Origin of the sequence: Asaia bogorensis NBRC 16594 (assembly GCF_001547995.1) — a bacterium.
GTDB lineage: Bacteria > Pseudomonadota > Alphaproteobacteria > Acetobacterales > Acetobacteraceae > Asaia > Asaia bogorensis.
In genome coordinates this window covers 1,225,547-1,248,969 of sequence record NZ_AP014690.1, presented here as the reverse complement: position 1 = coordinate 1,248,969, position 23,423 = coordinate 1,225,547, and the positions used below count along the sequence as shown (strand labels likewise).

19 protein-coding genes are annotated in these 23,423 nt (G+C 61.1%); 9 read left to right on the top strand and 10 right to left on the bottom strand.

What is annotated here, in order from left to right; translation table 11 throughout:
• Positions 1-68: 68 nt before the first annotated feature.
• Entirely contained in the window at positions 69-908 is an 840-nt protein-coding gene (locus Asbog_RS05585) for a prephenate dehydratase (RefSeq protein ID WP_062164380.1), read from the bottom strand.
• A complete protein-coding gene (locus Asbog_RS05580; RefSeq protein ID WP_062164379.1) occupies positions 905-1,633 on the bottom strand; it encodes a 3-deoxy-manno-octulosonate cytidylyltransferase in 729 nt (242 codons plus the stop codon). The genes Asbog_RS05585 and Asbog_RS05580 overlap by 4 nt, the downstream gene beginning before the upstream one ends.
• Positions 1,634-1,921: 288 nt before the next feature.
• Here Asbog_RS05580 and Asbog_RS05575 point away from each other — a divergent pair, with 288 nt between their 5' ends.
• From Asbog_RS05575 to Asbog_RS05565, 3 genes are all read left to right on the top strand, one after another.
• On the top strand, positions 1,922-2,722 hold the full coding sequence (locus Asbog_RS05575; protein WP_062164378.1) for an inositol monophosphatase family protein: 801 nt from the start codon (positions 1,922-1,924) through the stop codon (positions 2,720-2,722).
• A 54-nt stretch (positions 2,723-2,776) separates the two neighbouring features.
• Positions 2,777-4,027 (top strand): phosphoglycerate dehydrogenase, encoded by a 1,251-nt coding sequence (gene serA / locus Asbog_RS05570; RefSeq protein ID WP_062164377.1) that lies wholly within the window; start codon positions 2,777-2,779, stop codon positions 4,025-4,027.
• A gap of 80 nt (positions 4,028-4,107) precedes the next feature.
• Entirely contained in the window at positions 4,108-5,601 is a 1,494-nt protein-coding gene (locus Asbog_RS05565) for a YifB family Mg chelatase-like AAA ATPase (RefSeq protein ID WP_062165728.1), read from the top strand.
• Positions 5,602-5,610: 9 nt separating this feature from the next.
• On the opposite strand, the gene metC is transcribed toward Asbog_RS05565, so the two are convergent.
• Positions 5,611-6,834, bottom strand: coding sequence for a cystathionine beta-lyase (gene metC, locus Asbog_RS05560; protein ID WP_062164376.1), 1,224 nt, complete (start codon positions 6,832-6,834; stop codon positions 5,611-5,613).
• Between the two features lie 16 nt (positions 6,835-6,850).
• Positions 6,851-7,690 (bottom strand): sulfurtransferase, encoded by an 840-nt coding sequence (locus Asbog_RS05555; RefSeq protein WP_062164375.1) that lies wholly within the window; start codon positions 7,688-7,690, stop codon positions 6,851-6,853.
• Between the two features lie 138 nt (positions 7,691-7,828).
• Here Asbog_RS05555 and Asbog_RS05550 point away from each other — a divergent pair, with 138 nt between their 5' ends.
• Both Asbog_RS05550 and Asbog_RS05545 read left to right on the top strand, forming a co-directional pair.
• The gene (locus tag Asbog_RS05550) at positions 7,829-8,884 is read left to right on the top strand and encodes an AI-2E family transporter (protein ID WP_146926600.1); all 1,056 of its coding nucleotides are present in this window, start codon (positions 7,829-7,831) and stop codon (positions 8,882-8,884) included.
• Between the two features lie 8 nt (positions 8,885-8,892).
• A complete protein-coding gene (locus tag Asbog_RS05545; RefSeq protein WP_371861680.1) occupies positions 8,893-9,624 on the top strand; it encodes an endonuclease/exonuclease/phosphatase family protein in 732 nt (243 codons plus the stop codon).
• On the opposite strand, the gene cls is transcribed toward Asbog_RS05545, so the two are convergent.
• The gene (gene cls / locus Asbog_RS05540) at positions 9,608-11,023 is read right to left on the bottom strand and encodes a cardiolipin synthase (RefSeq protein WP_062164373.1); all 1,416 of its coding nucleotides are present in this window, start codon (positions 11,021-11,023) and stop codon (positions 9,608-9,610) included. The two genes, Asbog_RS05545 and cls, sit on opposite strands and share 17 nt — an antisense overlap.
• Positions 11,024-11,425: 402 nt before the next feature.
• On the opposite strand from cls, the gene Asbog_RS05535 reads away from it, so the two are divergent.
• Complete coding sequence (locus Asbog_RS05535) at positions 11,426-12,223, top strand: arginyltransferase (RefSeq protein WP_062164372.1); 798 nt, start codon at positions 11,426-11,428, stop codon at positions 12,221-12,223.
• 4 nt (positions 12,224-12,227) lie between these two features.
• Here Asbog_RS05535 and parC read toward each other — a convergent pair whose 3' ends face one another.
• Positions 12,228-14,450, bottom strand: coding sequence for a DNA topoisomerase IV subunit A (gene parC, locus Asbog_RS05530; protein ID WP_062164371.1), 2,223 nt, complete (start codon positions 14,448-14,450; stop codon positions 12,228-12,230).
• 244 nt (positions 14,451-14,694) lie between these two features.
• On the opposite strand from parC, the gene Asbog_RS05525 reads away from it, so the two are divergent.
• On the top strand, positions 14,695-15,405 hold the full coding sequence (locus Asbog_RS05525) for a bacteriorhodopsin (protein WP_062164370.1): 711 nt from the start codon (positions 14,695-14,697) through the stop codon (positions 15,403-15,405).
• A 16-nt stretch (positions 15,406-15,421) separates the two neighbouring features.
• Complete coding sequence (locus tag Asbog_RS05520; protein WP_062164369.1) at positions 15,422-16,372, top strand: Brp/Blh family beta-carotene 15,15'-dioxygenase; 951 nt, start codon at positions 15,422-15,424, stop codon at positions 16,370-16,372.
• Here the strand turns inward: Asbog_RS05520 and recO are convergent.
• From recO to rpsB, 3 genes are all read right to left on the bottom strand, one after another.
• Positions 16,320-17,096, bottom strand: coding sequence for a DNA repair protein RecO (gene recO / locus Asbog_RS05515; protein WP_062164368.1), 777 nt, complete (start codon positions 17,094-17,096; stop codon positions 16,320-16,322). The genes Asbog_RS05520 and recO overlap by 53 nt on opposite strands.
• Positions 17,097-17,129: 33 nt before the next feature.
• A complete protein-coding gene (gene tsf, locus Asbog_RS05510; RefSeq protein ID WP_023977481.1) occupies positions 17,130-18,035 on the bottom strand; it encodes a translation elongation factor Ts in 906 nt (301 codons plus the stop codon).
• A 208-nt stretch (positions 18,036-18,243) separates the two neighbouring features.
• On the bottom strand, positions 18,244-19,026 hold the full coding sequence (gene rpsB, locus Asbog_RS05505; RefSeq protein ID WP_035439212.1) for a 30S ribosomal protein S2: 783 nt from the start codon (positions 19,024-19,026) through the stop codon (positions 18,244-18,246).
• Between the two features lie 461 nt (positions 19,027-19,487).
• Between rpsB and Asbog_RS05500 the strand changes: the two genes are divergently transcribed.
• On the top strand, positions 19,488-19,802 hold the full coding sequence (locus tag Asbog_RS05500) for a hypothetical protein (protein WP_197669056.1): 315 nt from the start codon (positions 19,488-19,490) through the stop codon (positions 19,800-19,802).
• Positions 19,803-19,967: 165 nt separating this feature from the next.
• On the opposite strand, the gene dnaE is transcribed toward Asbog_RS05500, so the two are convergent.
• Complete coding sequence (dnaE, locus tag Asbog_RS05495; protein ID WP_062164366.1) at positions 19,968-23,387, bottom strand: DNA polymerase III subunit alpha; 3,420 nt, start codon at positions 23,385-23,387, stop codon at positions 19,968-19,970.
• Positions 23,388-23,423: the final 36 nt, after the last annotated feature.

Sequence of the window (23,423 nt, the reverse complement as noted above, 5' to 3'; positions counted from 1 at the left end):
CTGCTGCTAAATAGAACTCCTGCCGCCCCTGTCAAATGGATATCGCGTGGAAGCCCTGCCCCTGTGCGCTACCCCGGATACCGGGAGGGACTCGCGGGATAAACGCCAAGTATGGCAATTTTCTCGCTGCATTCCCGCAATACTGCCAGAGCCCGGCCCAGCGCCTCCTGCTCGGGATGCCCTTCCACATCCAGTAGAAAGCCTGTCGCCGTCAGCGTGCCGGGGCTCATATAGCTCTCGAGACGCGTCATGTTGACACCATTTGCCGCAAAACCACCGAGAGCCTCATAAAGCGCACCAGCCCGGTTGAGCACACGAAACACAAGCGTCGTGATCACGCGTTCATCCTGCGGCGAGGGCCAGGCAGCCTGTCGCGCCACCAGATAGAACCGCGTCGTGTTATGGGCGGCGTCCTCGACATTGGCGCGCAAGACCTCAAGGCCGTTGAGTTCGGCAGCCAGTGATGACGCGATGGCGGCGTCCTCGCGGGACTGCCATTTGACGACCATCTCTGCCGCCCCCGCCGTATCGAAGGCCGAGCAGGCCTCGACACCAAGCTCACGGATCAGGTTCCTGATCTGCCCCAGCGCCACAGGGTGGGTATGAACCCGCTTCACTTCCTCGATCCTGGTGCCGGGCAAGGCAATCAGGCAGTGTTCCACACGCTGGAAATGCTCGCCAATGATCGGCAGACCGGCTTCGGGCAAAAGTGCATGAATCTCGGGAACACGGCCCGCGAGCGAATTTTCGCAAGCCAGCATGCCAAGCGTTGCCCGTCCCTCGCGCACGGCATCGATCGCCGCCTGAAAGCTGGGGCATGGCAGGGTTTTCCAACCCGGTCGCGCCGTGCGGCAGGCAAGATCGGAATAAGCGCCGGGACGCCCCTGAAAAGCAATTGTGTGGGTCATGCTGAAAGCACCTGACGTATGCGCACAAGATCCTCGGGCGTATCGACCCCGAGCGGCGCCTCGGCAATAGAAGCGCAGCCAATGCTCATACCCGCCTCAAGCGCCCGCAATTGCTCAAGCGACTCACGGCGCTCGAGAGGCGAAGGCGCCAGCGCCACGAACCGCGCCAGCGCCTCACGCCGCCAGGCATAGACCCCGACATGATGCCAGAGCGGGCCGTCACCCCAGGGGATCGGCTGCCGGGAGAAATAAAGCGCACGCGCTACGCTTGCACCCGGCGCGAAAGCGCAGGCAGCCTTGACGACGGAGGCCCGTCGCGCCTCTTCCTCTGTCTCTACCGGTGCAACCAGCGTACCAATATCGAAACCTTCAGCCACCGGGCGCAAGGCAGCGGAGAGGCTGTGCGGCGCAACCAGAGGCAGATCACCCTGCAGATTGATCACCACATCATGACGCCCCTCCGGATCATGGCTTTGCAGGGCAGCATGAACGCGGTCAGATCCGCTGGGCAAGGCCGGATCGGTCAGGACGCCTGCCACATCATGGCCAGACAGGGCATCGAGAATGGCCTGATCGCCAGAGGCAACAAGCACAGGGCCAAGGCCTGATGCGAGCGCCCGTAACGCCACCTGTAGAATCATGGGCTTGCCGTCGATCTCTGCCAGCGGCTTGTTTGGCAAGCGCGTCGAGGCAAGACGCGATGGAATGACGATGATGGGATTCATGGGAATGAGGCAGGCTTTCCGCTTGTCTTGTGAAGGGCCGCAGCGCGAGGCCAGACATGCCGCACCCCCCATGACGCGTCAATCTTTCCTTGCAGGCTGCGCGTTTTCATTGCGTCAGCCTGCAATGATTCATCGCCATCATGGCTAAAAATATCGTTTTTCGGTCCGATACTGTCGTTCGGGCCCCGTGTGCCCTTGCGATCGGGGCCGCACTGCCGGATATGCCTTCAGATTGCACGACGCTGCCCCGCCCGCCCGGGGCTGATTTACGGATTGTGAGTTACCGCCATGACGCTTCCGCCCGATCTCGATGCCTGCCTGCAAACTGCACGGCTCTGTGCCGATCACGCGGGTCGGGCGGTCACACCCCATTTCCGCGCTGGTCTGGATGTGGATGACAAGAGCGACGAATCCCCCGTCACACGCGCCGATCGCGAGGCAGAATCTGCCATGCGCGACCTCATCAGGCAGGCCCATCCCGACCATGCCATTCTGGGCGAGGAATATGGTTTCTCCGGTGATGAGGGAGATTACATATGGGTGCTGGACCCCATAGATGGCACACGCGCCTTCATCACCGGCAGGCCAAGTTTTGCGACACTCATTGCCCTTTTCCACAAGGGCACGCCTGTGCTGGGTGTGATCGATCAGCCCCTCACCCGTGAACGGTGGATTGGCGTTGCCGGGCGTGAGACCGTCTTTGAATCCGCCACGCTTCCCGGCGTCGCGGGCACCCGGAGTTGCCCGACGCTTGGTGACGCCGAGCTGTCATGCACTTCGCCCGATATGCTCATAGCCCCCTATGACCAGCGTTTCGCACAGCTCAAGAAAGCTGCACGTCGCACAAGCTGGGGTGGCGATGCCTATGGTTATGGTCTGCTGGCACTCGGGCAGATTGACCTGATTGCGGAATGTACCATGAAACCGTGGGACTGGGCTGCTCTGGTGCCTGTTGTGAACGGCGCAGGCGGCATTGTCACGGACTGGCAGGGCGCGCCCCTCACGCTTGAGAGCGATGGTACCGTTCTGGCCTGCGGTGACAAGGCGCTTCTGCCCGAGGCCATCGCGAGCCTTCGCCCTTTCCCCTGAACCACGTATGAGCTAGCACCGCGTTTCGGATTTGCGCTGCTGACAGGAGCCGACATGGAAGCCTCGTTTTCTCTCCCCAAAGACCGCATTCGCATCCTTCTGCTCGAAGGTATTCATGAAAGCGCCGCCCAGCACCTCGCCGCGCAGGGCTACAAGCAGGTAACGTGCCTCAAGACCGCGCTCGAGGGCGAGGCTCTGACAGAAGCACTCAAGGGTGTGCACATGGTGGGCATCCGCTCACGGACACAGCTCACTGCCCCCGTGATCGAGGCGGCCGACCGGCTCATGGCAATCGGCTGCTTCTGCATTGGCACCAACCAGGTCGATCTCAACGCGGCACGCATGGCAGGTATTCCGGTTTTCAACGCTCCCTTCAGCAATACGCGCTCTGTGGCCGAACTCGTCATGGGCGAGATCGTCATGCTGCTGCGTCGTATTCCCTCGCGCTCCGAGCAATGCCACGCGGGCGGCTGGGACAAATCGGCTGTGAACGCGTGGGAAGTGCGCGGCAAGACGCTCGGCATCGTGGGCTACGGCTCGATCGGCTCGCAGCTTTCAGTGCTGGCCGAGGCTTTTGGCCTGCGCGTGATCTATTACGATACAGTGGACAAGCTCCCGCATGGCAATGCCACACCGGTTGCCACGCTCAATGAGCTTCTCGCCCAGTCGGATATCGTGAGCCTGCATGTTCCGCAGACGGAGCAGACGAAGGACATGATTGGCGAGGCCGAAATCCGCGCCATGAAGCCCAATTCCATCCTGCTCAACAATGCACGCGGCACCGTGGTCAATATCGATGCCCTCGCTGCTGCGCTGCGTGACGGGCACCTCATGGGTGCCGGTGTGGACGTATTTCCCAAGGAGCCGAAAGGCGCAGGCGAGAGCTTTGTCTCCCCCCTCCAGGGACTACCCAACGTCATTCTCACACCGCATATCGGTGGCTCGACCATGGAAGCGCAGGAGCGTATCGGGGTGGAAGTCGCCAAGCGCTTTGTGGAATATTCCGATGTCGGCTCCACGCTGGGCGCTGTCAATTTCCCTCCGGTGCAGTTGCCCGAACGTCCGCGTGGTACGCGCTTCATGCATGTGCATGAAAACCGCCCCGGTATCATGCGCCAGATCAACGAGATCTTCTCCAGCGAAGACTGCAACATCGTTGCACAATACCTGCAGACCGATGGCGAGGTCGGTTATGTTGTGGTCGAGACCGATGCGAGCCCCGACTCGGAACTTGATAACCGCCTGCTCAACAGCCTTCGCGAGCTCAAGGGCACGATGCGCGCACGCCTGATCTATCAGCGGTAAAGTAATTTGATGAATTATTAACACTGCACTAATGATGATCAGGAACAGATTCACCTGTTCCTGATCATTCGTTGGTGCCGGTGACCGCTTCATCCTCTTCCATTGCCCGTATCCAGAGTTTTGCCTTTGCAGGCATCGATGCCATCCCGGTCACGGTCGAAATCCAGATCGCCTCTGGCCTGCCCGCCTTCATCATCGTAGGCCTGCCCGACAAGACAGTCGGTGAATCACGCGAGCGCGTGCGCGCTGCCCTGGCAGCACTCGGACTCGCCCTGCCCCCCAAGCGTATCTTGATCAATTTGGTCCCGGCCGATCTGCCCAAGGAAGGCTCGCATTTCGACCTGCCGATTGCTCTGGCCATCATGACGGCCATGGGCATCCTGTCTCATGAGGCCATGGCGGCTTACAGCGCCATCGGCGAGCTTTCGCTTGATGGACGCCTGCAGGCGACGGGCGGCGTGCTTTCCGCCGCACTCGAGACAGTCCGGCATCAGCTTGGCCTGATCTGCCCCCGCCCCCAGGCACAGGAGGCACGATGGGCGAGCGACACGCTCGATATCCTTGCCCCCGATACGTTGCGCGCCCTCCTGTCGCATTTCAACGGCGAGCATGTATTGCCCTCCCCCGAACTCGAACCCGTGGCGCGCTCAGCGACGCTGAACGATCTTGCTTTGGTCAAAGGCATGGACATAGGGCGACGCGCCCTCGAGATCGCGGCTTGCGGGGCCCATTCCCTGCTGATGTCAGGGCCGCCAGGTGCTGGCAAATCCATGCTTGCGCAGTGCCTGCCTTCCATCCTTCCCGATCTCACGCATGAGCAGATACTTGAGTGCAGCCGGATTCACAGTCTGGGCGGTCAGGCCAGCGGGAGTACCCTGATCACCCAACCGCCTTTCAGGGCGCCGCATCACTCGACTACCCTGCCCGCGCTTGTCGGCGGAGGCTCACGATCCCGCCCGGGCGAAGTCAGCCTTGCCCATAATGGCGTTCTCTTTCTCGACGAACTGCCGGAGTTTTCGCGAAGCTGCCTCGAATCCCTGCGTCAGCCTCTGGAGACGGGCGCAATCACGGTGGCACGGGCCAAACAGACGGTGCTTTATCCCTCGCGTTTTCAGTTCATCGCGGCCATGAATCCCTGTCGTTGCGGCTATCTGGGCGATGCTGAGCGCGCCTGCCGTAAGGCCCCTCAATGCGGCGAGGAGTATCTCTCCCGCCTGTCCGGCCCCATGCTCGACCGGATCGATCTTTCCTTGTTCGTTACCCCCGTCTCGCCCCTCGACATGATTACCGCACCGGCAGGCGAGAATAGTGCTGCCGTGCGCGCCCGCGTCGTGAAGGCAAGACAATTTCAGATTGCGCGTCAGGGAGTCCCCAACGCGCAGGTGGCAGCTCAGGATATCGTTCTGACGCCGGAGGCACGCCATCTTGTCAGTGAGGCGGGTACTAGGCTGCGCCTTTCAGCCCGCGGGCTGACCCGCCTGCTGCGCGTTGCACGCAGCATTGCCGATCTCGACCACGCAACAGATGTCGGCGCCCCGCATCTGCGCGAGGCGCTTGGTTTCAGAATGCGCTAGAGCCGCACCTTACCCCGCTAGTGAAGCGCGGAGCACTTCCAGCCCCCCTTCAAGATCCGCAATGAGGTCGTTGGGGTCTTCAAGGCCGATATGCAGTCTGAAGCTTGGCCCCTCAGGCATGGCGTTGGGCAGCGAGCGGCGCACGCCCCCCGTCGTTGGCAAAACGAGGCTTTCATACCCGCCCCAGGACGCGCCGATGCCGAACAAGGCCAGCGCATCAATCATGTCCCGCATGGCCGCGACAGACAGATCGGCGCGCAGCTCCACGCCGAAAAGCGAACTTGCCCCCTCGAAATCGCGCCGCCAGAATTCATGGCCGGGACATTCCTCGAACGCCGGATGCAGCACAAGCGCCACTTCCGGTCGGCCGCGCAGCCATTGCGCCACCAGCAAGGCCGAGGCCGATTGGCGCTCGAGCCGCACCGCCATCGTGCGGAGCCCGCGAAGGGTCAGCCAACATTCATCCGGTCCGGCCAGCTGGCCAATCTGAATGGCGGAATCGCGCAGTGTTTTCCAGAGCGCGCCATCTGCCACCGTAATCGCGCCGGCAATCACATCGGAATGTCCGGCAGGATATTTCGTCAGCGCCTGGATGGAGACGTCGACCCCGTGGCGGAAAGGCTGGAAAATGCCGATTCCCCAGGTATTGTCGAGCATAAGCAGCGCACCATGCTCATGGGCCACACGTGCCAGCATGGGAACGTCCTGCACCTCGAATGTGTGGCTGCCCGGGCTCTCGGCAAACACGACCCGCGTGTTCTCTCGCATGAGCCCGATCAGGGTCTCTTCATCCGCGAGGGGCGCATAATAGGTGGTCTCGATCCCCATACGCGCCAGCATAGTGCCGGCAAAACGGCGTGTGGGCCCATAGACCGAGTCGGGCAGAAGCAGGTGATCACCGGAACTCAGGAAGGCGAGCAAAGGCAGGGTGCAGGCCGCCAGCCCCGAGGAAACGACCTGCGTATGGGTCCCGCCTTCAATCAGCGCGAGAAGCTTTTCAAGCTCATGCTGAACGGGCGAGCCCATCGCCCCATAGATCAGTTCATGCTCATGGCTGCGCAGCCCCTGTTCCCGCATTGCGTCCAACGAGGGAAAAAGGACGGTCGAGCCCCTCGTCACCGGCGCATTGACATAGGCCCCCTGGGGCGGGGTGGGCTCCGGTCGCCCCCCCTGTACCAGCAGGGAGGACAGGCGCTTCCAGCCGGAAGTGACCTGCTTGGCGGTGTTTTCCACTCTCTCGTTTCTCCTGTCAGGTCTCGATGGGGGTCGCAGGATCGCTTCCCCACTCGGCCCATGACCCATCATAAAGCTGCCCTGGCGCCAGCCCGGCCACACGCAAGGCCATGGTCAGCGTTGCGGCGGTCAGACCTGACCCGCAACTGGTAATGACCCGACGCGAGCCTATGGCACAGCTGGCGAAACGCTCGACCAGCGCCTGAGGCTGCAGAAAGCAGCCCTGGGGGTTCAGCACCTCGGTAAAGGGCAGGTTCACTGCGCCCCTCATATGCCCACCGCGCATATTGGGCCGCGGCTCGGCGGCTTGTGCATGGAAACGCGCTGCACTGCGTGCATCGAGGATTACGCGGTCAGGATCATCGAGCGCATCGAGCACATCGCCCTTGCCTGCAAGGAGCGCATAGCGCGTGCGCGGTCGATAAGGCTGCTCGCAGGGTGCTGCCGGGGCCGGCGCAGCGTCGGGCGCAAGACCAAGAGCCTCAAGCGCTGCCAGGCCACCATCAAGAACATGCGCAGACTCGTGCCCGAACAATGAAGCCATCCAGTGCGCCCGACAGGCGCCAATACTCCCCTTGCGGTCATAGAAAACCAGTCCCGTATCGGAGCCTATGCCCAGTGCCATCATGGCCTGCGCAAATGTGGCCGCACCGGGTACGGTGTGGGGAAGCGGGTCCGAGCGATCACATATATCGTTGATACGGAAACGATTTGCCCCGGGAAGCGCTAGTTTGTGGAAATCTGCTTCCGGGTCACCGTCCTGCCCGGGGAGGAGAGCCGACGCATCGAGATAGCGATACCGGCCGGGAGGAAGCGACATCAGGGCCTGTGCATCGATCAGGGGGGGTATCGTCATGGATGGCACGCTCCGGCACATGATGGATCAGGCATGGCCCGGCCTGACGGGGATCGCAAAAACGGATCAGGAACCGCACGATAGCAGCCGGAATGACCCCGTGGTCAACTGGCGGCAGCCGCAGCCGGGGGAGATTAGGTGACAACTGAACGCATCATGCTGGGAATGCTCCTCTTGGGGGTCGCTTATGGTTGCGGCGTGGTGCTGTGGCCCTTCCTTTCCGCCATCCTGTGGGGCGCGATTCTCACTTTCACGACATGGCCCCTGTTCAAGCGCCTGCGCCGCCACATGCGCCCGCCTCTGGCCGCTGTGGTCATGATGGTCGGTAGCGCCATTGCCATTGTCATGCCGCTCGCGCTCCTTACCTCGACCGGCATTGCGGATCTCCCGCTGATCATCGGCGGCATCAACACCGAAATCGAAGCTCTCGGTCGCACGCATCCGGCGCCAGACTGGCTGGCCACGATACCCGGCATCGGCCCACAGCTGACCAATGCCTATCAGCACTGGAGCCATGATATCCGCGGCGTGGGCGAGGCCCTTCACCCGTATGCCGGACAGATCGCCCGTTACACCCTCAAGGCCCTGATGCAGATGGCGAGCGGCCTGGCTGAGCTGATCATGGCGCTCTTCATCGCCCTGTTTTTCTGGATCAGTGGTGATTCGCTGGGGCGTGTCATCACGGCTGTCCTGACCCGCATCACCGGCACCTATGCCGATCGTCTGATCACCATCATCGGCAGCGTCATACGGGGCACAGTCTACGGCATTCTTGGTACTGCCATCGTTCAGGGTGTGCTCACCTCCATCGGCCTGTTCATTTCAGGCGTACCTGCCCCAGTGTTGCTCGGCGGTGTCGCGGCCTTTGTTGCGGTTTTTCCGGTCGGTGCCCCGCTGGTATGGGCACCTGCCGCCATCTGGCTGGCCCTTCATCATCACCTCGGCTGGGGCCTGTTTCTCGCGGGTTACGGCATCGTATTCATCTCGGGGGCAGATCACATCATCAGGCCCGCTTTCATCGCCAGAGGGGCGCAGCTTCCCTATCTGCTGACCGTACTGGGGGTGCTGGGCGGCGTCGTCACATTGGGCGGATTGGGTATTTTTCTGGGTCCGGTCCTGCTGGGCGTCGGCTATACTCTGACCACTGAATTCGCGCGTGGCGCCTATCAGACAGAAAAGAAAATGCTTCAATGAACCCGTCTTTGACCCACGACGCCTCGCCTGCCCCGCTAGCTGATCGTACAGTCCCCGGTATCGGCCAGAATTTTACCATCCTGAGCTGGAATCTGCTTCGCGCCGTGGGAGCACCGCTCGATGAGGTCGTCGAGCTCGCCCGCACCTTCCAGCCCGATATCTTCCTGATGCAGGAAGCCGTGAGCAGTTTCGACAAACTGCCCACCATACTGGGCGGGCATTACGCACGAATCCCTCTGCCAGACCGCATCCACGGCACAGCGTGCTGGAGCCGCTTCCCCTTCGCACGACCGCCGGTCTCCTGCGCCCTACCCTCGGGGTTGATGGTCAAGCGTACGGCACAGCTCATCGATTTCGGGTCGTTCTCGATCGCAAACGTGCACCTGTCTCACGGGCAGATCCTGAATCGCCGTCAGCTTCGCCGTATCGCACCGATCCTGCGCCATCATGCGCTCGTCATGGGCGACTTCAATCTCGTCGGTCCGACCCTCCTCCCCGGTTTTCGCGATGTTGGCCCAAGAGCCCCCACGCATCGCATGGCCGACATGCTGCCGATACGAATAGACCGCTGCCTCGTGCGTGGCATGACACCCCTCAATGCCGGTGTTCTGCCCAATCGCAGTTCGGACCATCACCCTATCACGGTAACACTCCGGCTGGATGCACCCGACAGGCACCGCGCCTTCTTTCAGCGACTGGCAGATCGCCGGCAGGTCAAGGCGCTCACAGATAGGGCATGAACAGCCTGACGGCAGCATTACGCGTCTTGCGCCAGGCGCTGAGGCTGTCGAGCGCGTGATGCGTGAGCCGCCCCGCCTTATGCCGTTCCATGAAACTGTCGAGCGACTGCGCCACTGACGGACTGTAGATTTCGAGATTGATCTCGAAATTCAGGCGCAGGCTGCGCGCATCGATATTGCTGCTGCCGACAAAGGACCATTCTTCATCAATGACAAGCAGCTTGGCGTGATTGAAGGGTGGCCTGTTCATCCAGACATGGCACCCTGCCTTCAGAAAAGGTGCAAGACTGGCATCGCGGGCATAATCGATCAGCCTGTGATTGGTGCGACGTGGCAGGATGATATCGATTTGCACACCACGCAGGGCGGCAAGGCAAAGCTCCGACACCAGCCGCTCATTGGGCAGGAAATACGGCGTCATCAGGCGAACCGCGCGGCGTGACAGGGCAATCGCCTGCAACATGGAGAATTCGATCTTCTCAAGATCGTTATCCGGCCCCGACGTTACGACGCGCATCGGGATATCACCGGCCCGGTCAAGCTCGGGAAACCAGATCTTTCCGTCAAGCTCTTCACCGCAGGTGAAGGACCAGTCTCGTGCAAAGGCTTCGGTCAGTTGATGAACAATCGGCCCCTGAAGCCGGAAATGCGTGTCCGCCACCGGATGCTTGATTCGCAGGCGCCGCAGGTTCTCTTCACCGATATTCAGCCCGCCCATAAATCCGGTACGCCCATCGACAACCAGAATCTTGCGATGATTGCGCAGGTTGATGAATGGCATTTTCCACGGAAGAAGCGAGTGCATGAACCGCTCACAAGGGATGCCACGTGTGCGCAAGGCCTTGTGAATACCGCTCCGAAAATACCCGCCCCCGATACCGTCAACCAGCACACGCACCGCAACGCCCCGCGCCTGCGCTGCCGCCAGGGCATCCACAAACTGCTCTCCAATCCTGTCCGCCCTGAAGATGTAGGAACACAGCAGAATCGAGACCTGTGCCGAGGCAATGTCCTGCAGCATGCGCGGATAGATGTTGTCGCCATCATGGAGGCAATCGACGGAATTGCCGCCCAGCAGAGGCCGCTCGGTCAGCTTGCCGATCATCCGCGCAAGGGGGGCGAAATCCCCCTCCATACGCTGGCGCGTATGAAAGGCCGGGCCCCGCCCCCGCCAGTGATGGTCACTCACCAGCCGACGCGCCAGACGCCTGACACGATTGATACCGAACATCAGATAGAGCAACGCGCCGAAAATCGGCATAAGCCAGCTCACACCGATCCAGCCGGCACAGGCCGCCGTGTTCTGTTTCGTCCGCAGAACATGCAAAGTGACTGCAACAGCAAGACCGAGCCGAAGCAGGATCATGAAGACGTCAAAGAGGGTAATGGGCCAGCTCATTTCTCATAACGTTAGCGTATTCGTCCGGAATTCAAAGAGAGACATCTTGCAACCGGAAAAATCATCGTAAAATATGAGAGGGTGATCGCAAGTCGTGTCCGGCCGGACTCGATGTGCAGGGCTTGATGTCTGCCGCAAGGAGCATTGCTGACATGCTCGGACAATCGTGCAGCGCTTTCACGGACCCTCCTCCTGCCGGATCAGGATACCGGTTGGATAGGGGGCTGAGACAAGTCCAATGCCGCCCTCTGCGCATGGGACTGGAACGCCCTGTGGCATCGGACCGACACTGCTGCGTCCAAAGGAAGCAACCGACGGTCAGGACAGTCAGGCTTACGCAATCGATGGCCCTCCCGTGCGGGGGCGTCACTATCAAGCGTTTTCAGGCAGAGGAGAGAAAGGATGGTTATGTCAGCTCATCGTCCCCAGCTCTTCTACACGACAGAGCCGTCGCCCTGCCCGTATCTCCCCGGCAGGACGGAGCGCAAGGTCATGACCGAGCTGACCGGCAGTGATGTCGACCAGCTTCACGATCGCCTGTCCCGTGCCGGTTTCAGGCGCAGCCACGGCATTGTCTATGCCCCTGTATGCCATGGTTGCCAGTCCTGCATCCCGATCCGGCTCCCTGTCGCGGAATTCGTCCCGGATCGCACCATGCGCCGGGTGCGCCGGGACCACGCCGATCTGGTTGTGACCGAACGTCCCATCGTTGCCACCGAGGAACAATACGCCCTGTTCCGGGCCTATCAGGCGCATCGTCATGGCGATGGTGATATGGCCCTCATGGGGCTCGATGATTATCAGTCGATGGTCGAGACCAGCCCGGTCGAAACCAGCCTGTTCGAGTTCCGCTCACGCGATGGTCGTCTGGTCTGCGTGTCTCTTGTCGATATGCTCTCTGACGGTCTCTCGGCGGTCTACACATTCTATGACCCGGCAGAGACCCATCGCTCCTACGGTACGGCATCCATTCTATGGCTGATCGCCGAGACGGCCCGACGCAACAAGCCTTATCTCTATCTCGGCTACTGGGTGCCAGGCAGCACGAAGATGGGCTATAAATCACGCTTCAATCCGGCGGAAATTCTTCGCAACGGGCACTGGCACCGACTGGCAGGCGCGCCCTCTGCAGGGTCCTCGACACCGACAGTCGCGGTATCGAGCCCGAAAGACGACACCCCTTCCACCGGGGCAGCCTGAGAACTCAGCTTCTAGTCACGAGCTTGCGGGTCATCCATTGCGGGGCAGCCTTGCCCTGATCCGCTCGTTTGCCGACGATCGACGCGAGATCGGCGTCACTGCGCGGCTTTTGCCCCTCATGCCAGACCAGACCTGTTTCCGAGGCAAAGACCCGCAGATCGACAAGGCGCTGACCCGGCGGGAGCTTCTGGATCGTGACACCCATGCCCTTTGTCATTTCGGGCAAAGCATCAAGGGCAAAGGATAGCGCCTTGCGGTTGCTGCCCATGGTGATGATCTGATCACCAGTGACAGCCACGCAGAACCCGGCGCGGTCACCGTCACGCAGCGTCAGGACCTGTTTGCCCGTCCGTTTTTCAGCGGCCATATCGGCGTCACGCACAATCATGCCGCGTCCGCTTTCGCTGGCCAGAACGTGACGGCCGGACTCATCGATCACGAAGAAAGAGACGATATCCTCATCCTGAGGCAGATCGACCAGAACGCGAATGGGCTGCCCGAAGCCACGCCCACGCGGAAGATCAGCCGCCTTGAGCGTGAAGGCCCGACCGCCACTCACCAGGATGCAGAGACGATCGGTGCTCTGACACTCAAGCGCCAGCCCGAACGCGTCACCTTCCTTGAACTTGTGGCTCTCGGGGTCGATCCCATGCCCCTTCACGGCCCTCACCCAGCCTTCACGTGAGAGGAGCACGGTCAGGGGCTCACGATCGACCTGTATGGCGGCACTCAAATCGATCGGCGCGGGCGGTGCCGCAATCTGGGTGCGTCGGGTGCCAAGGGCGCCCTCGCCAAAGCTGGCGGCTGTCGCGTCGAGCTCCTTGCCGATACGGGTCCAGCGTTTGCGCTCACTGCCCAGCAATCCTTCGAGCCCGGATTTCTCCTTGAGAAGCGCATCGCGCTCCTTGCGTATCTCGATCTCCTCAAGACGACGCAGCGAGCGCAGGCGCATATTCAGCACATATTCGGCCTGCAGATCCGTCAGGCTGAACACACGCATCAATTCGGGCTTCGGCTCGTCGCTTTCACGGATGATGCGGATAACTTCATCAAGGTTGAGATAAACGGCCAGAAACCCTTCGAGGATTTCCAGACGGCGCTCAACCGCGTTCAGACGATGCTGCGAACGGCGAACGAGAACGACCTCGCGATGGTCCAGCCATGACTGGATGACTTCACGCAGCCCCATCACCCGCGGCACACGATTGGCGTCCAGCACGTTCATGTTCAGGCTGAATCGGCTCTCCAGCGGCGTGACACGAAAGAGCGTCTCCATCAGCACTTCCGGCTCGATCCCCTTGGTCTTGGGTTCGAGGACCAGGCGGATATCGGTCGTGCTTTCATCGCGTATATCGGCGAGGAGCGGTAGCTTCTTCTGCTCCATCAACTCCGCGATCTGTTCGATCAGGCGCGATTTCTGCACCTGATAGGGAATCTCGGTCACGATCACGGTCCAGGTACCAAAACGTCCCTGTTCGACTTCCCATCGTGCGCGGGTACGGAAACTGCCGCGTCCGGTCTCGTAAGCCGTGACCATGCTGGCCGGGTCTTCAATCAGCACGCCGCCGGTGGGGAAGTCAGGTCCCGGCATGAACTGCATCAGCGCCTCGACCGGCGCCTGCGGGTTCTCGATCAGATGACGTGCAGCGCGACAGATCTCGGCGGCGTTATGCGGGGGAATACTGGTGGCCATGCCAACCGCGATCCCGGCCGCGCCATTGGCCAACAGGTTCGGAAAAGCGCCGGGAAGAACCACGGGCTCGGCATCTTCATTGTCATAGGTCGGACGGAAATCGACCGCGTCATCCTCGATTCCTTCCAGCAGGGCCTTGGCCACAGCGGTCAGTCGGGACTCGGTGTAACGCATGGCGGCCGCATTATCGCCGTCGATCGAACCGAAATTGCCCTGCCCCTCGACAAGCGGATAACGCACCGCGAAGTCCTGGGCGAGGCGGACCAGTGCCTCGTACACGGCGGCGTCGCCATGGGGATGGAACTTACCGATCACGTCACCCACAACGCGGGCGCATTTCTTGAAACCCGCCGTAGGGTCCAGCTTGAGCTGCTGCATGGCGTAGAGGATGCGCCGATGCACAGGCTTCATGCCATCGCGCACATCGGGCAACGAACGCGCCATGATTGTCGACATGGCATAGGCAATATAGCGCTCGCTCAGCGCATCTGCGAGTTTGGTATCCTCGATATGTCCTGCCAGATCCTGACTCATGCCACGCCCTTTCGTTTGAGGGCAGATAAGGCGGCGCGGCGCGGCCTGTCCAGTGCAAATACCCCGTTTTTGTTCCCGGTCCCGCATGGCACGCTTCGGCGGGTGGCCGCCCCTGCGTCATCTGCGGAGCGAAACGCCGTGGCGCGATCAGGTCCGATAAATATGGCTGTCAAGGCAGACGAATTACAACTTTATGTGTCAGGCACCGTTCATCGTTCTCCTCATCTCGTGAAAGACAGCGATAATGACCCTGACAGTTCTCTGGCTGACAGCCCTGATCATGTTTGCCGGTGGGACGGCGCTGCTGCTGCTTGGCAAACGTCGTAACGAAACCGAAGGGGTGATGAGCCTTGCTCACGGTATCGTCCCCATCATCGCAGGCTGTTTGTATGTCGCCATGGCGACAGGCCAGGGCGCAGTGCTCCTGCCGACGGACGCCACACTCGCAGGCGCCGCCAGCACGACCCGCATCTTCTGGTTCGGCCGCTATATCGACTGGGTGTTTACAACCCCGCTTCTGCTTGTCGGTCTCGGGTTTCTCGGGATGTTCCGCGGCCGCAAGCGTGCCGATCTGCTGCTCGGCGCAGTCGCTGCGGATGTGATCATGATCATCACCGCCTTCGCCTTCAGTGCCTCGGAAAATGTGGTCAGCCGCTGGATCTGGTTCGTGCTTTCCTGTGTGGCGTTTCTCGGTGTGTATTACGTCATCTGGGTCTCGCAGCTTCAGGCCAACCGCCTCGAGCGGCCCGAAGTCCAGGCGGCCTATATCCGCAGCGCCACCATCCTTTCGGTGCTCTGGATGGTATATCCGATCATTCTCGCTCTCTCGCCTGACGGGTTTGGCATCGTTCCGGACTCGGCAAGCGTGCTCATTATCGCCATCACGGATGTTCTGGCGAAGGTCGGGTTTGGCTTCCTCAGCCTGTCCGATGACCGTAAACTGACCACGGTCTGATGATGTCTGGCCCGGCATGACATTCATGACATTGACCGGGCCACGCGATTTCTTCGCCCCGCTCTATTGGGGCGGTGCGGGAATTTGCGCCGCTGCCGCGATCCTCACCAATGATGTGCTGATCAGTCTCGCCACCATCATCATCTTTGGTCTGCCACATGGTGCGCTTGACGGAGAGATGGCACGACAAGCGCTGCGCCCCCGTCTCGGGTATCTCTGGTTTCCCGTTTTTGCGTTACCTTATCTCGTGCTCGTCGGGCTCGTACTCGTCGCTTGGCATGTCGTGCCCTTCATCACGCTCAATCTGTTTCTGGCTCTGTCCGTCTGGCATTTTGGCGGTGAGATGCGCGACAACGGTTCTTCGCTGCTGGCCGGGTTTGTCCTTGGAGGGGCACCATTGATCCTCCCCTCCGTATTCCAGCCAGAAGCCACGGCAGCGCTGCTGAGTGCCATGGCGCCGCCTGTTCATCTCGCCGTACCGCCATCATGGCTGATCGTTCTGTTTCCCGTCTGGGCCCTCTGCGCCAGCGCGTGGCTAGGCGTCAGTCCTCCCGCGACGCGCATGAGGCGCTTATGGTCGCTGGTCGGGCTGATTGTGCCGTTCGCAGTGTTGCCACCGCTGCAGGCGTTCATGATCTATTTTGTGTTCCAGCACGCGCCGGCGCATATCGCATCACTCATAGCTGACTGTCGCTGGTGCCGTCTCAGTTCAGCGGGTCACGCATTCTATCGCAGCCTGCCGCTCACATTTGCCTCGCTAGGCATCGGGGCCGTCATGGTGCCGTTCTACGCAGGGCCGCTGGCACCGCGAATGATCGCTGTCACGTTCCAGCTTCTGGCCGCTCTGACGCTGCCCCACATGATATTCGATTATGTGATTGGAAGGGCCCCGGCGCTTCGTGAAGCCCGGACACCTATGCCGGGGGATTTTCCTGCACGGCCTCACGTGCATCCGCCAGTGCCCTGACACGCATCTCCAGACGCTCGCGCGCACCGGGGACAGGTTTGTGCTGGGAGCCGAAAAGATGGCGTGAGAGGAAATGTCCCGTCAATGCCAGCCCCTCAGCCCATAGAGCCGGATCATCGCCGGCATCCTCACCCCCGTGCGGGGTCAGATAATGAGGCAGTGGCAGGAGACGATCGACCCATTCCCCGGCAGAATCGCGGCTTACAGCGCGTCCTGTTCGTGGTGATACGAAGGCGAGATCAGTCGTCGCGCCTGAAATGGCACAGCAATCGAGCGTCAGCCCGTAACCCAGCGTCGCAAGCAACGCGGTTTCCCAGCGCACATAATCCACCACCGGAGCGGGGTCGGACAGCACACAGAAGGCCGCGAGATCGCGCACAGTCTGGAGAAAGAAATCAGGATGAGGCTCGCGATCCGGCAAGGCAGCATCGGCCAGTTCGGCGGCTGACTGAACCAGAGCGAGTTGCAGAGGGCGATCCAGTAGCCTGACGGCTGTTTCCTGAACCATTTCACCGCTCAGATGCCCGAGCTGATCGGACAGGCGGGAGGCATAACGGGCAAGAATCAGATTACCCGGCTGCCAGAGCGCGGCCTGACGTCGTGACGAGCCGCCACGCACCAGACCCGCAATGCGTCCATACTCTTCCGTGAAGAGATGGACCACAGCCCCGCCCTCGCCGTAGCGCCGGGCGGAGAGGACGATTGCAGCACATTCGAAATTCATGTGCTGCAACCAATCCCGTGATCGTAGGACCGATCAGGCGCCAGCGGCAGCGGCCACTTCGGCAGCAAAGTCGCTGGTTTCCTTCTCGATGCCTTCGCCGAGCTGGAAGCGCTCGAAAGCGATCAGCTTGGCGCCGGCCTTCTCGACAACCTTGGACACGCGGGTCTCGCCGTCATGCACCCAGACCTGCTCCAGAAGAACGACTTCTTCATAGAACTTGCGGATACGGCCTTCGATCATCTTCTCGATGATGGCTTCCGGCTTGCCGGACTCACGAGCCTGCTCGATCAGAACCTGGCGCTCACGCTCCAGAGCTTCCGGATCGACGCTGGCAACTTCCAGAGCAGCCGGACGCGTTGCGGCAACATGCATGCCGATCTGGCGGCCCAGTGTCAGCAGGGCTTCGGATTCCGACGGGGCTTCAACAGCAGCCAGAACGCCGATCTTGCCAACGCCCGGACGCAGCGCGCCGTGCACGTAGGAAGCCACGATGCCCGAAGGAACGGTCAGAACCTTGGCGCGACGCAGCGACATGTTCTCGCCGATCGTGGCGATCAGGTGGGTCAGTTCTTCGGCAACCGTGCGGCCCGTGGGCAGCTTGGCCTGCGACAGGGTGTCGAGATCGTCACCGGCATCGAGCGCAGCATGAGCCACGGACTCAACGAATGCCTGGAAGGCTTCGTTACGGCCCACGAAATCGGTCTCGGCATTGACTTCGACCATGGCGGCCTTGTTCTTGCCCGAAGCAACGGCCACAAGGCCTTCGGCCGTGGTGCGGCCCGACTTCTTGGCAGCCTGCGACAGACCCTTGGCGCGCAGCCAGTCGATGGCGGCATCCATGTCGCCAGCAGCTTCCGTAAGAGCCTTCTTGCAGTCCATCATGCCGGCGCCAGTCTTCTCGCGCAGGTCACGAACGAGGGCAGCAGTGATTTCCGCCATGTTCAAAACTCCTCTTGAGCAATGTCCCGTCAGACCCGATCGGCTGACCGGATGACAATGCTCGCCACAATAAAGAACCTGAGCCCCTTCCCGCATCCCGAAAGCGCGGGGCAGGCTCTAGGAACGAAACGGCGCGCCGCAGCTTTTCAGCCGGGCACGCCAGAAATTCCGAATGCCTGGGGAGACCTCACGATCTCCCGCACGCATCTCAGGCTTCAGCCGGAGCTTCTGCCGTGGTCTCTTCAACAACTGTCTCGACCGGCAGTTCTTCAGATGCGCCGAAATCGGCACCCGAAGCAGCCATTTCAGCCGAGATACCATCGAGCACGGCCTGCGACACGAGGTCGCAATAGGTGGTGATGGCGCGGATGGCGTCGTCGTTGCCCGGAATCGGGTAGGTCACGCCAGCCGGGTTGGAGTTGCTGTCGAGAACGGCAACAACCGGAATGCCAAGCTTGTTGGCTTCCTCAACCGCCAGCTTCTCCTTGTTCGTGTCGATCACGAACAAGATGTCCGGCAGGCCGCCCATTTCCTTAATGCCGCCGAGCGAACGCTCGAGCTTCTCGCGGTCACGGGTGATGTCGAGGATTTCCTTCTTCGTCAGACCATGCGTGTCGCCGGAGAGCATCTCGTCGATCTGGCGCAGGCGCTTGATCGAACCCGTGATGGTCTTCCAGTTGGTCAGCATGCCGCCGAGCCAGCGATGGTTGACGTAGTACTGGCCGCAGCGGGTTGCAGCCTCAGCCACATGCTCGGCAGCAGCGCGCTTGGTGCCGACGAACAGCACGCGACCGCCACCGGCCACCGTGTTGCGAACGGCCTGCAGGGCACGATCGAGCATCGGAACGGTCTGCTGCAGGTCGATGATGTGAACCTGGTTGCGGACACCGAACAGATACGGTGCCATCGCCGGGTTCCAGCGACGCGTGTGGTGACCAAAGTGAACGCCGGCTTCGAGCAGCTGACGCATGGTGAATTCAGGCATCGCCATGATGCAAATTCCTGTTCTTCTGGTTGTGCCTCCGTATGACATTGCGCGCTCTCGCGGGCACCAGAGAGTCTGTCGTCATACGTGCGAATTGCCTCACTCCCCCGGCAGCAGAGCCGCCAGAGAAGCCAGACGGGCGCGGTATCGCCTTTTTCGTTCGAAAAGGCAAGGAAGAAGAGCAGGGATTGCCGTAGATCTCCAGCGCACGCTCAGACGACAGGCCCGACTCACTTCCATTACCTGATGCCGATCGAGCAAAGATCAGAGAGGCTCGCAAGGGCGTGCAAATGCGATCCCCGGCGCAAATCAGGCGAACTTAGGCGGGCCTTATAAGACGCCGCCGCCTCAGGCTAGTGGTGATTGCGAGACGCTCTTTGATGTCCGGAGGCAAGCGGTCTGTATCTAACGACATTGTTCGAACCGAAAATATGCCGAACCAGACTAATGACGAAGGGAATATGATCATGCTCGAAAAGAAATTTCACGCGGCAATGGAAAACATCTATCACGAAGGGCTCAAGCTCCCGAAACCGTACAGGGCAACCAGATATTTGCAGCTTGTCAGGGAGTTGGGCAGCAAGAAAGCTGCTGACAGATTGCTGGCCACACCCAATCCGTCAGAGGGATTTACCCAGCTCTATCTTCACGGACAGACGGAGGGCCTCACGAAAAGCGTCGAGTACCTTGTTCTGCAATCACCGTGGTCGACACTTTTCACCGAACAGCAGCTTGCGATCGCGCGCGCAAGGTTGAAGAGGTACGGTTGCTCACAGGCATAATTTCTCCGCCTCTTGAAACCCGCCGTTGAACACAGCTCCCCCGTAAACATCGCTCCATGTGCAGCTGCGCTACAACACGGGATCCGATGCAGGTTGGCTATTGCGGATTGCGATGATCTGGATCGCTATCGTCCCATCGTGTCGCGCCTTGGACACCTCACCCGCTCAAAGATGATCGATGCGCGATACACCGTGAATGGTGCGCAATTGTTCGCCCAATCGTGGCGTGACCGGGAAGTGTCCGGGCAGGGTCACCTCGACCGCCTTGGTCTCGTCCACGGCTGGCACCAGCACGATCTTGCCGCGCCCCCTGCCCTGGCTGCTGAGAAGATCGCGCACCTTCGTCACCGCTGAAGCTTCGCTGATCCATACGCGCATCTCCGAACTTTCCTGAGCGGCAGCCTTCTCCAGATCCGTCACGTCATTGGCCGTGATGCGCAACGCATCGCCCTCAAGCTTCAGATCGGCCGTCACCATCACCGCTTGACCAGCCACCAGCAGGTCGCGGCAACGCGACAGCACTTCCGAGAACAGGGTCACTTCGCACCCCCCCGTCGCGTCGGACAGGCGTACCCACGCCATCTTGCTACCACTCTTGGTGGGGCGCTCCTTCTTGTCGACCACACAGCCCGCAATACGCACGCGATAAGACCCGTTTTCAGCGGCGGTCATGAGATTCTGGGATGTGAGCACATTGGCCCGCTTGAGGACCGAGCGATAGGCATCCAGCGGGTGCGCGGACATGTGGAATCCGATCGCCTCGGCCTCGGCCGCAAGACGTTCGAACTCGGGCCAGTATGGGGCTTCGGCCAGGCGCAGTTCCTCAGGCTCGGCCGAGGCACCGAACAGCCCAATCTGACCCGAAGCCGCCTCCTGCGCATCAGATTGCGCACGGCGCATGATGATTTCCGAGCTGGCAAAAACGATATGACGCGGCTTGTCGAGGGAATCGAAAGCTCCCGCCTTGGCCAGATTTTCGATCTGGATCTTATTGAGCTGCTTGGCATCACAACGTGCAGCCAGATCGGCAAGACTGGCAAAAGGCTTGTCGCCACGTGCCTCCACAATGGCCTGCATAGCCGAAAATCCGACGCGCTTGACGGCAGCCAAAGCGTAGCGGATGGCCCAGCTTCCGTCCTCCTGCTTTTCGAGCGAGAAATCAGCCTTCGAGCGATTGATGTCGACGGGAAGCACTTTGATTTTCATCCGACGCGCTTCCTGACATAGCGAGGCCAGCTTGTCCGTCTTTTCGCGGGCGAGCGACATGCATCCGGCAAGAAACGCCACCGGATGGTTCGCCTTCATCCAGGCCGTCTGATACGAGACAAGCGCATAGGCGGCGGCGTGGGATTTGTTGAAGCCGTAATCGGCAAAACGCGCCATGAGGTCGAACACCTCGGCAGCCTTTTCAGGGGTGATCCCGCGTCCGGTTGCGCCTTTTACGAAGATCTCGCGCTGCGTGTCCATCTCGGCGCGGATCTTCTTGCCCATGGCACGACGCAGCAGATCGGCGCCGCCAAGGCTGTACCCGGCCATTTTCTGCGCGATCTGCATGACCTGTTCCTGATAGACCATGATGCCATAGGTCTCGGACAGGATATCGCGAATTTCCTCATGGGGCGGCTCCCATGAGGCACCGTGTTTGCGCGCGCAGTAATCGGGAATATTCGCCATCGGCCCCGGACGATAGAGCGCCACAGCCGCAATCAGATCCTCAAGCCGCGTCGGGCGCATCTGCTTGAGCACGTCGCGCATGCCCGCGCCTTCGAACTGAAACACGCCGCCCGCATCGCCACGGGCCAGCATGTCATAGGTGGGCGCGTCGTCCAGAGGCAGGGTGGCCAGATCGACCTCGATGCCCTGTTGCGCGATGAAATTGATCCCACGCTTGAGAATGGTAAGCGTGGTCAGGCCGAGAAAGTCGAACTTCACCAGCCCGGCCTGCTCCACGAATTTCATGTTATACTGCGTAACCAGCATATCGCTCTTGGGATCGCGATAGAGCGGCACAAGCTCGACCAGTTCCCGATCGCCGATCACTACACCTGCCGCGTGAGTCGACGCGTGGCGATAGAGCCCTTCGAGCTGCAACGCGATTTCCATCAGGCGGCGCAGCGCCTCGTCGTTCTCGCGCATTTCCTGCAGGCGCGGCTCGCCATCGATCGCCTGTTTGAGCGTGACAGGCTTGGCCGGGTTGTTCGGGATCAGCTCCGCCACGCGGTTGACCATGCCAAAAGGCAGGCCGAGCACGCGCCCGACATCGCGCACGGCGGCGCGCGCCTGAAGCTTACCAAAGGTGATGATCTGCGCCACGCGCTCGCCACCATATTCGGTGCGCACGTATCGGATCACCTCGTCGCGCCGGTCCTGACAGAAATCGATATCGAAGTCAGGCATCGAGACGCGTTCGGGATTCAGGAATCGTTCGAACAGAAGGTTGAACGGCAACGGATCGATATCGGTGATAGTCAGCGCCCAGGCCACGAGAGAGCCTGCCCCCGACCCACGCCCCGGCCCTACCGGGATATCGTGTTCCTTCGCCCATTGGATGAAGTCGGCCACGATCAGGAAGTAACCGGGAAAGCCCATACGCCCGATGATGCCGAGTTCCATTTCCAGACGCTCCTCATAGCGTCTGCGTGTGTCGTCATCGGCCTCCATACGGGACAGGCGCTGGCGCAGCCCCTCTTCCGACATGGCCCGCAATGTCTCTTCCTCGGTCGCGCCCTCATTCACCTTGGGACAGACAGGCAGGAGCGGCGGACGGGTCGAGACCTTCACCGCGCAGCGCTGCGCGATCATGAGCGTGTTGTCGCAGGCCTCCGGCAGATCGGCGAAAAGCGCACGCATGGCATCGGGAGATTTGAACCAGTGCTCAGGCGTGACGCGCCAGCGCTCCTGCTCCGCCATGGTGCGTCCCTGCGCAATGCAGAGTAGCGCATCATGGGCTTCATGCATGGCCGGTTTGGAGAAGAAGCACTCGTTGGTGGCGACCAAAGGCAGGCCAAGACGGTCAGCAGCGGCGATCATGCCGGGCTCAACGGCTTTCTCTTCAGGCAGACCATGACGGTGCAGCTCGACAGCCATATGGGCACCGAAGCTCTCCTGCAAGCGGCGTAGCAGCGTCATGGCCTGATCTTCCTGCCCCTCCGCCAGCAGCCGGAATAATGGCCCACGCGTCCCGCCAGTTAGCAGAAAGAGCCCGTCCGCATGAGCGCAGAGAGTCTCAAGCAGAATGGCCGGGTCGGAAGGATCGCCCTTGAGAAATCCCTCGGAAGAGAGGAACTGCAGATTGGCAAGCCCCGCCTCATTACGGGCCAGCGCCACCATGGGCTCTGACGGGGCACCGGGCTTGTCGCTGCGCGATGGCAGCGCGAGCTGACAGCCGATGATGGGCTGCACGCCCTTGCCCGTGCAGTACTGCGAGAATTCAAGCGCCCCGAAAAGATTGCCTGTATCGGTCAACGCCACGGCAGGCATGGCGGATTCAGCGGCCAGAGCCACCAGATCGGGTATGCGTATCGCCCCCTGGCTCAGCGAATAGGCAGAGTGATTACGAAGATGAACGAAGGGGGCATGGGACATGGGTCATGGTCTACCAGACCCGAACGCCCCCTTCAT